The sequence below is a fragment of the Fundidesulfovibrio agrisoli genome (assembly GCF_022808715.1).
Classification (GTDB): domain Bacteria; phylum Desulfobacterota; class Desulfovibrionia; order Desulfovibrionales; family Desulfovibrionaceae; genus Fundidesulfovibrio; species Fundidesulfovibrio agrisoli.
On sequence record NZ_JAKZKX010000021.1, the window covers coordinates 58601 to 67212 of the forward strand.

General features: G+C 66.0%; 9 protein-coding genes. 7 read left to right on the forward strand and 2 right to left on the reverse strand.

Features of this window, described 5'->3' with window-relative positions:
* Positions 1–2: 2 nt before the first annotated feature.
* Positions 3–1115 carry a linear amide C-N hydrolase gene (locus MLE27_RS14135; protein ID WP_243312735.1) on the forward strand — a complete coding sequence of 371 codons (1113 nt, stop codon included), beginning with the start codon at positions 3–5 and terminating at the stop codon, positions 1113–1115.
* Positions 1116–1124: 9 nt separating this feature from the next.
* Positions 1125–2129, forward strand: a complete 1005-nt coding sequence (locus MLE27_RS14140) for a SphA family protein (RefSeq protein WP_243312736.1) — start codon at positions 1125–1127, stop codon at positions 2127–2129.
* Positions 2130–2445: 316 nt separating this feature from the next.
* On the opposite strand, the gene MLE27_RS14145 is transcribed toward MLE27_RS14140, so the two are convergent.
* On the reverse strand, positions 2446–3276 hold the full coding sequence (locus MLE27_RS14145; RefSeq protein ID WP_243312737.1) for a sugar phosphate isomerase/epimerase family protein: 831 nt from the start codon (positions 3274–3276) through the stop codon (positions 2446–2448).
* Positions 3277–3350: 74 nt separating this feature from the next.
* On the opposite strand from MLE27_RS14145, the gene trxC reads away from it, so the two are divergent.
* Both trxC and MLE27_RS14155 read left to right on the forward strand, forming a co-directional pair.
* Complete coding sequence (trxC, locus tag MLE27_RS14150; RefSeq protein WP_243312738.1) at positions 3351–3785, forward strand: thioredoxin TrxC; 435 nt, start codon at positions 3351–3353, stop codon at positions 3783–3785.
* A 238-nt stretch (positions 3786–4023) separates the two neighbouring features.
* Positions 4024–6525: a PocR ligand-binding domain-containing protein gene (locus tag MLE27_RS14155; protein WP_243312739.1), complete on the forward strand. Its 2502-nt coding sequence runs from the start codon at positions 4024–4026 to the stop codon at positions 6523–6525.
* 82 nt (positions 6526–6607) lie between these two features.
* On the opposite strand, the gene MLE27_RS14160 is transcribed toward MLE27_RS14155, so the two are convergent.
* Positions 6608–7114, reverse strand: a complete 507-nt coding sequence (locus MLE27_RS14160; RefSeq protein ID WP_243312740.1) for a Spy/CpxP family protein refolding chaperone — start codon at positions 7112–7114, stop codon at positions 6608–6610.
* Positions 7115–7280: 166 nt separating this feature from the next.
* On the opposite strand from MLE27_RS14160, the gene MLE27_RS14165 reads away from it, so the two are divergent.
* From MLE27_RS14165 to MLE27_RS14175, 3 genes are all read left to right on the forward strand, one after another.
* Positions 7281–7757 (forward strand): DUF3124 domain-containing protein, encoded by a 477-nt coding sequence (locus tag MLE27_RS14165; protein ID WP_243312741.1) that lies wholly within the window; start codon positions 7281–7283, stop codon positions 7755–7757.
* Positions 7758–7845: 88 nt separating this feature from the next.
* The gene (locus tag MLE27_RS14170) at positions 7846–8184 is read left to right on the forward strand and encodes a hypothetical protein (protein ID WP_243312742.1); all 339 of its coding nucleotides are present in this window, start codon (positions 7846–7848) and stop codon (positions 8182–8184) included.
* 49 nt (positions 8185–8233) lie between these two features.
* Entirely contained in the window at positions 8234–8479 is a 246-nt protein-coding gene (locus MLE27_RS14175; protein WP_243312743.1) for a hypothetical protein, read from the forward strand.
* The last annotated feature ends 133 nt before the right edge of the window (positions 8480–8612 follow it).

The window sequence follows — 8612 nt, forward strand, 5'->3', positions numbered from 1 at the left end:
TCATGCCCAGACGCATAGCCGCAGCCTGCCTTCTCGCCGTATCCCTGGCCGCTTCGGTCCTCGTCGGAACCCAGCCGGCCCGGTCCTGCACCAGCATCCGCATGAAAACTTCGGACGGGGCCGTGATCTACGCCCGGACCATGGAGTTCGCCAACTTCAAGTCCGGCGTGGCCGTGGTGCCCAAGGGCTACAAATATCAGGGCACGCTGCCCGACGGCTCCTCCAAGGGCCTTAAGTGGGCCGTGAAGTACGGGTTCGTGGGCATGAACGTTGAGGGCGTGCCCGTCGTCACCGACGGCATGAACGAGAAGGGCCTGGTGGTCGGCAGCCTGTACATTCCGGGCTACGTCAAATACCAGCCCTATACCCCGCTGAAGGCCTCCTCCACCATCGCGCAGTTCGAGGTCAACACCTGGCTGCTCTCCACCTGCGCCACCGTGGAGGACGTGCGCAAGGCCATGGCCACCGTGCGCGTGTGCCAGGGCCCCATGCAGCCCACCGGCGGCGCCATCCCCCTGCACTTCACCGTGCACGACGCCAGCGGCAAGAGCCTGGTGGTCGAGTATGTGGACGGCCAGCTCAAGCTGCACGACAACCCCATCGGCGTGCTGACCAACTCCCCCAACTTCGACTGGATGCTCACCAACCTGAGCAACTACGTGAACCTCTCCCCCGACAACGCGAACGGCATGACCGTGGCCGGGGTGAACATCCTGCCCTTCAGCCAGGGCTCGGGCCTGCTCGGCCTGCCCGGCGACTTCACCTCCCCCAGCCGCTTCGTGCGCATGGTGGCGCTGAGCCAGTCCACCGAGCCCGTCAAAAGCGCGGACGAGGGCGTCTCCCTGGCCATGACCGTCATCAACAACGTGGACATCCCCATCGGGGCCGTCCGGCAGAAGACGGACACCGGCGTGGTCCTCGAAGTCACGGACTGGACCGTGGTGGCCGACCTGGCCAACAAGCGGTACTTCTTCCGCACCTACGCCAACAAGAACTGGCAGCAGGTGAACCTGGCCAAGGCCCTGGCCGGGGCCAAGACCGCCATGACCATCTCCATCGACGCGCCTGCCGACTATCCCGAGATCTCCGGCCAGGCCAAACCCATCGCCCCCTAGGCGGACGCCATGAACGCAACAAGCTCCCACCGCGCGGGCGGCCCCGCGCCCGCGAAGAAGGCCGCGGCCCGCGCCGCGCTGGCCGTGCTGCTGGCCGCACTCCTGGCCCTGACGGGCGCGCGCGCCGCGCTGGCCACCGAGGGAGGCACCAGCCACTACATCCAGGGTTCCTACGGCGATTTCCTCATGGGGCTCATCCCCGGGGAGGGGTTCGCCGCCCGCAACGACACCATCTACATGGCCCAGAGCCTCAAGCAGACGCTCAAGGGCGGTCTGATATTCGCCCAGCTGAACGCCTACACCACCATCAACCTGACCAAGCTCAGCTACATGGTTGAGGCCCCGGCCATGGGCGGCATGCTGGGCCTGGCGGGCGGCGTGCCCGTGATTTTGAACACCAACGTGGGCGGCGAGATCAACATCCACGACCCCAGGGGCAAGCGCCAGGACTTCTCCAAGAGCGGGAGCGGCAACCGGGGCGGCCTCTCGGACCTGTTCCTCGGGCCGGTGGCGGCCTGGAACTTCGGGGAGTGCCACCTGGCGCTCATGCCCATCGTCTTCTTCCCAACGGGCTACTTCAACAAGAAGACGCTCACCAACCTGGGCATGAACTACTACAGCTTCGACGGAAACGTGGCCTTCACCTGGCTCAGCGCAAAGGGCTACGAGGTGTCGCTCAACGCCGGCTACATGATGAACACCGAGAACACTGCCACGAAGTACCTCTCCGGCAACCAGTTCCACCTGGACTGGACCGCGGCCTACCACCATGGCAGGAACCTGGCCGTGGGCGCGGTGGGCTACGTGGTGGCCCAGGCCACGCCGGACTCCGGCAAGGGCGCCTCCACGGGCTCCTTCTACTCCTCCAGCGCGGGCATAGGCCCCATCGTCAGCTACACCGCGCCCATCGGCGGCAAGGATGTCAGCTTCATCTTCAAATGGCTCTACGACTTCGCCGGAGAGAACAGGCTCACCGGGAACACGCTGTACGGTTCGGTGGCCGTCAAGTTCTAGGCGAACGGCCCATGAGAGACGAGCCCCGGCCGGGAACCTCCCGGCCGGGGCTTTTTATTGTGCGGCGGCGGATATGGCGCGAGCGAGGGCCGTGAGGAGAAGGCCCCGTATCATTACCGCATTTCAGAGGCGATGAGCCGAAGTGGCGTCAGCCATGGCCTCCCCAGGGCCGGGCTGGCCGATGTTCTTCAAATACCGCGGGCAGCCCGGCCCGGGGGAGGCCCCAGCTGACGCTGGAGAACGGAAGGCCTCCGGCGGCCAAAGGGAGTTCCTCCCTTTGGAATCCCATTCGGCTTCGCGTTCTGGGCGATGGAACTCAGCTCGCCCGGGGCTCGGGAGCGCTCACGCCCAGGCGCTCGAAATAGGCGGGCTTTTCCGCCACGTAGCGCATGGAGGCCTTGTAGGCCTCCGGGGTGTGGGGTTCGAAGGTGACGGTGGGCTCCAGGCCGCGCGCCTCCAGCCAGGGGAACACCCGCTCCCAGGGGATGGAGCCCTGGCCCAGGCCCTTGTGCTGGTCCGTGCTGCCGTCGTTGTCGTGCAGATGCAGGTGGGAGAGCCTGGGCGCGAATCCCTCCAGCCACTCCAGCAGGTTGCCCCGCCCTTGCCCGCCCGCGAAGCTGTACCAGTGGCCCACGTCCAGGCAGATGCCCACGTCGCGCCCGCGCCCGGCCAGGGCCTCCACCAGCCGGGCCACCATCCAGGGCTCGGGCTCGAAGGTGTTCTCCAGGTACAGGGGCGGATGGTCCGGCCAGGCGTCCATCACGGCCTCCCAGGTCTCCACGGACCGCTCCAGCCACTGGTCGTAGGTGCGCATGTAGAGCAGGTGGTCGTACTTCACGTGGCCCACCAGGTGAGCGGGCCGGTAGATGCTGGCGGTCCGCATGGCGCGCGCGAGGCGGTCCCTGCTGGCGGCGCGGATCATGGAGTCGGCGCTGCCGGGCTGCAGGTCGAAAAAGGGCAGGTGCAGCGAGGGGGTCAGGCCCTGGGCCTCCAGCCGTTCGGCCAGGGCCCGGTGCCAGCCCTCCCCGGCGCGGTCCATGAGCACGGGGTCCAGGCCCAGTTCGGGATTCACGCCGCGCGCGAGGAACTCCTCAAGCAGTTGAGGGTCGCGGTGCGCCGCGCGCAGGGTGAGGTTGACGAAAAACATGGCGTCTCCTGTCGACAATCTGCTAAAAGCGTCTATTATTTCCTTTTCCAGGCCAATACAACAAGGAGCCCCCCATGTCCGATACGCGCCGTGTCCCCTGCCCGCACTGCCACACCAAGAACCGCGTCATCCCCGGCAAGGAGTTGTCGGCCGTGTGCGGCAAGTGCTCCAAGGCCCTGTTCCCCGGCAAATCCGTCGAACTCACCGAGGCGACCTTCCCCAAACACGTGCTCGAATCCGACGTGCCCGTGCTGGTGGATTTCTGGGCGCCCTGGTGCGGCCCGTGCAAGATGATGGCAGGCGCCTTCGAGGAGGTGGCCCGCCGCCTGGAGCCCGAAATCCGCGCGGCCAAGGTCAACACCGAAACCGAGCAGGTGCTGGCCGGACAGATGGGCATCCGCAGCGTGCCCACGTTGATATTGTTCAAGAACGGCCGTGCCGTCGACTCCATCTCCGGCGCTCTGGACGCCAACAACCTGGAGAGCTGGGCCAGATCCCGCGCCATGTAGCACTTCTCCGCGGGGCGTCTGGCGGCGCCCCGCTCCTTCCATACCAATCCGGTCTCCTTTGGCTTTATTTCTTGCCCCGAAATCGGGAAGCGGTGTAGCTTTGACGCGAAGAAAGCGAACCAGGACGCCCGCTTTTCCCGCGCGGGCGCGTTTCGGCTCAGTGCGTCCGCTTCTGCCATGAAGTTTCCGCCTTTATCGGCGAAACGCCTCCGCTCCAGTATGAAATGAGCGCAAGGACATGCACAACGGCCAGCCAGGAACATGCGAATTCGAGCTCTCCAGCCTCTTCGACATGGAGGAGCTGCAGTCCATGCAGGACGCCTTCGCTCTCGCGACGGGCGTGGCCTCCGTCATAACCGATACCAGCGGAAACCCCATCACCAGGCCGAGCAACTTCTGCAGGCTCTGCAAGGACATCATCCGCAAGACTGAGTTGGGCCGCGCGAACTGCTTCAAGTCCGACGCGGTGCTTGGCCGCTACACCCCCGCCGGCCTCAACGTGCGGCGCTGCCTGAGCAGCGGGCTCTGGGACGCGGGCGCCTGCATCGTGGTGGGGGGGATGCACGTGGCCAACTGGCTGATCGGGCAGGTGCGGACCGACCCCGCTGGCGATGAAGCCATCCTCGCCTATGCCGACGCCCTCGGGACTGACAGGGAAGCCTTCCGTGAGGCTCTCTCGGAAGTGCCCCTCATGCCCTTGGAGCGGTTCCAGGCCATCGCCCAGGCCCTGCACCTCATCGCCAACAAGCTGGCCGACTCCGCCTATCAGAACCTGCGCCAGGCCCAGATCATCCGGGAGAAGAGCGCCGCCGAAGAATCCCTGCGCGCCAGCGAGGGACGCTTCCGGCGCCTGCTGGAGATGGCCCCCCTGCCCATCAGCATCTGCGGCCCGGACGGGAGCGTCGAATACCTCAACGAAAAATTCCTGAGCACCTTCGGCTACGATATCGAAGACATGCCCCATCTGGACGACTGGTGGCCCCTGGCCTACCCCGACCCGGCCTACCGCGCCTATGTGCGCGAAAGCTGGCGGAACAGGATGTCGCTTGCGCACATCCCCCCAAAGCCCTTCCAGGTCACCTGCAAGGACGGCTCGGTGCGCCACGTGGAGATCTCGGGCGCGAACATCGGCGAGAACATCCTGATCCTCTTCCGGGACGTCACCGACCAGCACCTGGCCGGCCTCAGGCAGCGCGAGAGCGAGGAAAACCTCCAGACCATCTTCGACTCCGTGAGCGAGTGCATCTTCGTGCACGACATAGGCTCCGGCACCCTGCTGGACGTCAACAAGCGGGCCTGCGAAACCTACGGCTATTCCCGGGAGGAGATGCTGGCCCTGGACGTGGGGAAACTCAGCTCCGGCGAGCCCCCCTACGACCAGCAACAGGCCATCGAGGTGATGCGCAAGGCCACCGTGGGCGAGCCCCAAACCCTGGAATGGAACGCCCGCAAGCGCTCGGGCGAACTGTTCTGGATAGAGGTGTCCTGCCGGGTGGCCCGCTTCGGCCAGCAGGACCGCCTGATCGTCTCCGCGCGCGACATCTCGGACCGCAAGCGGGCGCAGGAGCTCATGCAGCGGGAGAAGGCCTTCTCCGAGGCGGTCATGGACAGCATCCCCGGGCTGCTCTACGTCTACGACGACCAGGGACGCCTGGTTCGCTGGAACAAGAAGCACTCGGAGCTCACCGGCTACACCGACGAGGAGCTCTCACGCATGACGCTCTTCGACTGGTACAAGGACGACCCCGACGAGATAGCCAACATCACCGCCGCCGTGGCGCGCATCCCCGTGGACGGCTATTCCGAGGCCGAGGGCAACCTGCAATGCAAGGACGGCTCCAAAAGGCTCTTCCTGTTCACCGCCGTGCCGCTGACCATGGAAGGCAAGGACTACTTCACCGGCATCGGCATCGACATCACCGAGCGCAAGCGCTTGTACGAGCTCATGGTCCAGACCGAGAAGATGATGAGCATCGGCGGGCTGGCCGCGGGCATGGCCCACGAGATCAACAACCCCCTCTCCGCCATTCTGCAGAGCGCCCAGGTGCTCAGGATGCGCCTGTTCTCCGAAACCTCGGCCAACTTGGCCGCCGCCGAGGCCAGCGGCTGCGCCATTGCCCCCCTGCGGGACTACCTGGAGAGGCGCAACATCCCCCGGATGCTCGAAGGCATCGAGGAGGCCGGGCGCAGGGCCGCGCGCATCGTGGCCCACATGCTGGAGTTCAGCCGCAAGGCCGAGTCGGTCAAGGCTCCCGTGCCCGCGGAAGACCTGTTCGCCAAGGCCGTGGAGTTCTGCTCCAACGACTACGACCTGAAGAAGAAGTACGACTTCCGCAAGATCCGGATCGACATCGAGATCGAACGCAGCCTGCCCCCCGTGCCCTGCACGGCCACGCAGATCGAGCAGGTGCTCATGAACCTGCTCAGGAACGCGGCCCAGGCCATGAACACGGATCAGGAGAGCGGCCGTCAGCCACGCATCGAGCTTCTGGCGCACCAGGAAGGGGACTACGCCGTGCTGGAGGTGGCCGACAACGGCCCCGGCATGGCCGAGGCCGTGCGCAAGCGCGTATTCGAGCCCTTCTTCACCACCAAGGCCACGGGCGAGGGCACGGGCCTGGGGCTTTCGGTCTCCTATTTCATCATCGTGGACAACCACAAGGGCGCCATCGAGGTGGATTCCGTCCCCGGAGGGGGCACACGCTTCACCATCCGCCTGCCCCTGCACCCCAAGGGCTGAACGTCGCAACAGGCCCCACAACGAAAGAACCCCGCCGGGAGGGTTCTCCCGGCGGGGTCTTGCTTGTTGCCGCCTCAGCCGATCAGGACTTCAGGTTCTTCTCGATCCACTCGTCGAGCTGCTTGCCCTTGCCCTCGAAACGATCCTTGAACTTGTTTTTGCGCTCCTGCTTGAGCTGCGCCAGCTTGGCCTTCTGCTCCTGCGTGAGCACCGCGTCGATGCGGGCCTTGACCTTGCCCATGTGCACCGCCAACTCCTCGCCGGCCTTGGAAACGGCCTGGGCCGCCTTGCGCACCGCGGCTTCGTCGCCGGGGGTGGAGTCCATCACGGCGTGCATGCCTTCCATGGCCTTGTGCATGGCCTCGCGCAGGGCCTTGCCCTGTTCGCGGCTGTCCTTGAGAATCTGGGCCACGGAATGCTTCTGCTCGGCGGAGAGGCCGAGCTCCTCCGTCATCTTGATTATTCCACGCCCGCCGTCGTGCATGAAGCCTCCGTCCGGATGCGGGGGCATCTGCGGGGCGTCCTGCGCCGCATAGGCGGCTACGCCCAGTGCGGCCACAATCGCCAATGCTGCTGCGAAACGTTTCATTACGATAACCTCCGAGAGTGATTCGATGCGAACGCGTTCGATGTCATAGTGTGTTCCCGGGCCCATTCGGTTACAGCGCACTTCCACGTTGCATGGACCCGCCCGGGAAAGCTATTGATGGCCTGACCGGCGGCGGAAGCCGCCATCACCACGGCAAGGAGGCCCCATGCTGCCCACGGCCCTTCGCACCCTGCTCTGCGCGCTCCTGCTCATGCTGCTGACGCACGCCCCGGCCCGCGCCCAAACGCCGGCCGTCCAGTCGCCGGCCGTCCAGGCCATCTACGTGCCCTGCTACTCCCACATCTACCACGGCATGAAGAACCTGCCCCTGGACCTGACCGTGACGCTCTCCATCCGCAACACGGACCCCGAACGCCCCATCCGCCTCGTCTCCGTGGACTACTACGACACCAACGGCGGGCTGGTGCGCTCCTATCTGACGTCGAAGACGGCGCTCGGCCCCATGATGACCTGGGAGGCCATCGTGGCCGAGCGGGACCGTTCCGGGGGCTCCGGGGCCAACTTCCTGGTGCGCTGGGAGGCCGACGGGCCGGTGAGCCAGCCCCTGGCCGAAGCCGTGATGATCGGCACCAGCTCGCAGCAAGGCATCTCCTTCTCGTCGCGCGGGGTGCCGGTGCGCTGAAGCCCCGCCAGGGATATTGCTTTCCGCTGGGGCACGTGTATTCATGCAGCATCAGGCCTTACCCCAAGGGCCACAAGGAGGGACCACCATGCGCATCCTGTCGTTGTGCTCATTGCTGGCGGTACTTGCCGCCGCCGCAGGCTGCCTGGCCACAAAGCCCCTGACCATCACCGAATTCAGGGGCAACTGCTACCAGACCAACGCGAGCCGCATGGCCGACTGCGACAACATCTCCGTGTGCGAAGCCTACGCCTCAACCCTGGAGGCCGAGGTGGCCTCGCTCGACACCTGCATGGAGGGCTGCGCCCGAAGCCATGCCAGGCTCGTCCGGTCGCACGCGCTCGACGGCTGCGGCCCCGTGGTGGACTCCGGGAACGACTGGTGCATCCGCTTCTGCCGGACCAACTACCCGGAACCCGGAAAATAACGGCCACGCCCAGCAATCACACCCAACGCACGACCCTGGAGGTACCCATATGGAATGGATCGACAAGGTGAAGAGCTTCTTCGCGGGCGAAAAGAAGGATCTGACCGACCCCGAAGTCCGCAAGGAGGCCTTCTTCCTGCTGTCCGAGGTCTACGGCATAGCCCGCTGGGACGAGTTCGCCATGACCGTGCGCCAGACCATCATCACCCGCCACCCGGTGCAGAAGCCCTCCTTCGCGGAGATGGAGGCGGAGATGCGGGAAGTGCACAAACTCTTCGAGCCCTGGTTGAACTGAACGCCCGGGCCTGGGCGCTCCCTTCCCCCCGGGACGGCGCGCCGCCCTTCCCACGGAAAAGCCGGGAGCGGGGGGCCCCCGGGGGCCCCCCCCCCCCGGGGGGCCAGACCGGCCCCCGCCCCCATAACCCGCC

Coding starts and splice junctions, on each gene's coding strand:
- trxC (WP_243312738.1), top strand. CDS start 3,351: ATGTCCGATACGCGCCGTGTCCCCTGCCCGCACTGCCACACCAAGAAC.
- MLE27_RS14160 (WP_243312740.1), bottom strand. CDS start 7,114: ATGAAACGTTTCGCAGCAGCATTGGCGATTGTGGCCGCACTGGGCGTA.
- MLE27_RS14170 (WP_243312742.1), top strand. CDS start 7,846: ATGCGCATCCTGTCGTTGTGCTCATTGCTGGCGGTACTTGCCGCCGCC.
- MLE27_RS14165 (WP_243312741.1), top strand. CDS start 7,281: ATGCTGCCCACGGCCCTTCGCACCCTGCTCTGCGCGCTCCTGCTCATG.
- MLE27_RS14145 (WP_243312737.1), bottom strand. CDS start 3,276: ATGTTTTTCGTCAACCTCACCCTGCGCGCGGCGCACCGCGACCCTCAA.
- MLE27_RS14140 (WP_243312736.1), top strand. CDS start 1,125: ATGAACGCAACAAGCTCCCACCGCGCGGGCGGCCCCGCGCCCGCGAAG.
- MLE27_RS14175 (WP_243312743.1), top strand. CDS start 8,234: ATGGAATGGATCGACAAGGTGAAGAGCTTCTTCGCGGGCGAAAAGAAG.
- MLE27_RS14135 (WP_243312735.1), top strand. CDS start 3: ATGCCCAGACGCATAGCCGCAGCCTGCCTTCTCGCCGTATCCCTGGCC.
- MLE27_RS14155 (WP_243312739.1), top strand. CDS start 4,024: ATGCACAACGGCCAGCCAGGAACATGCGAATTCGAGCTCTCCAGCCTC.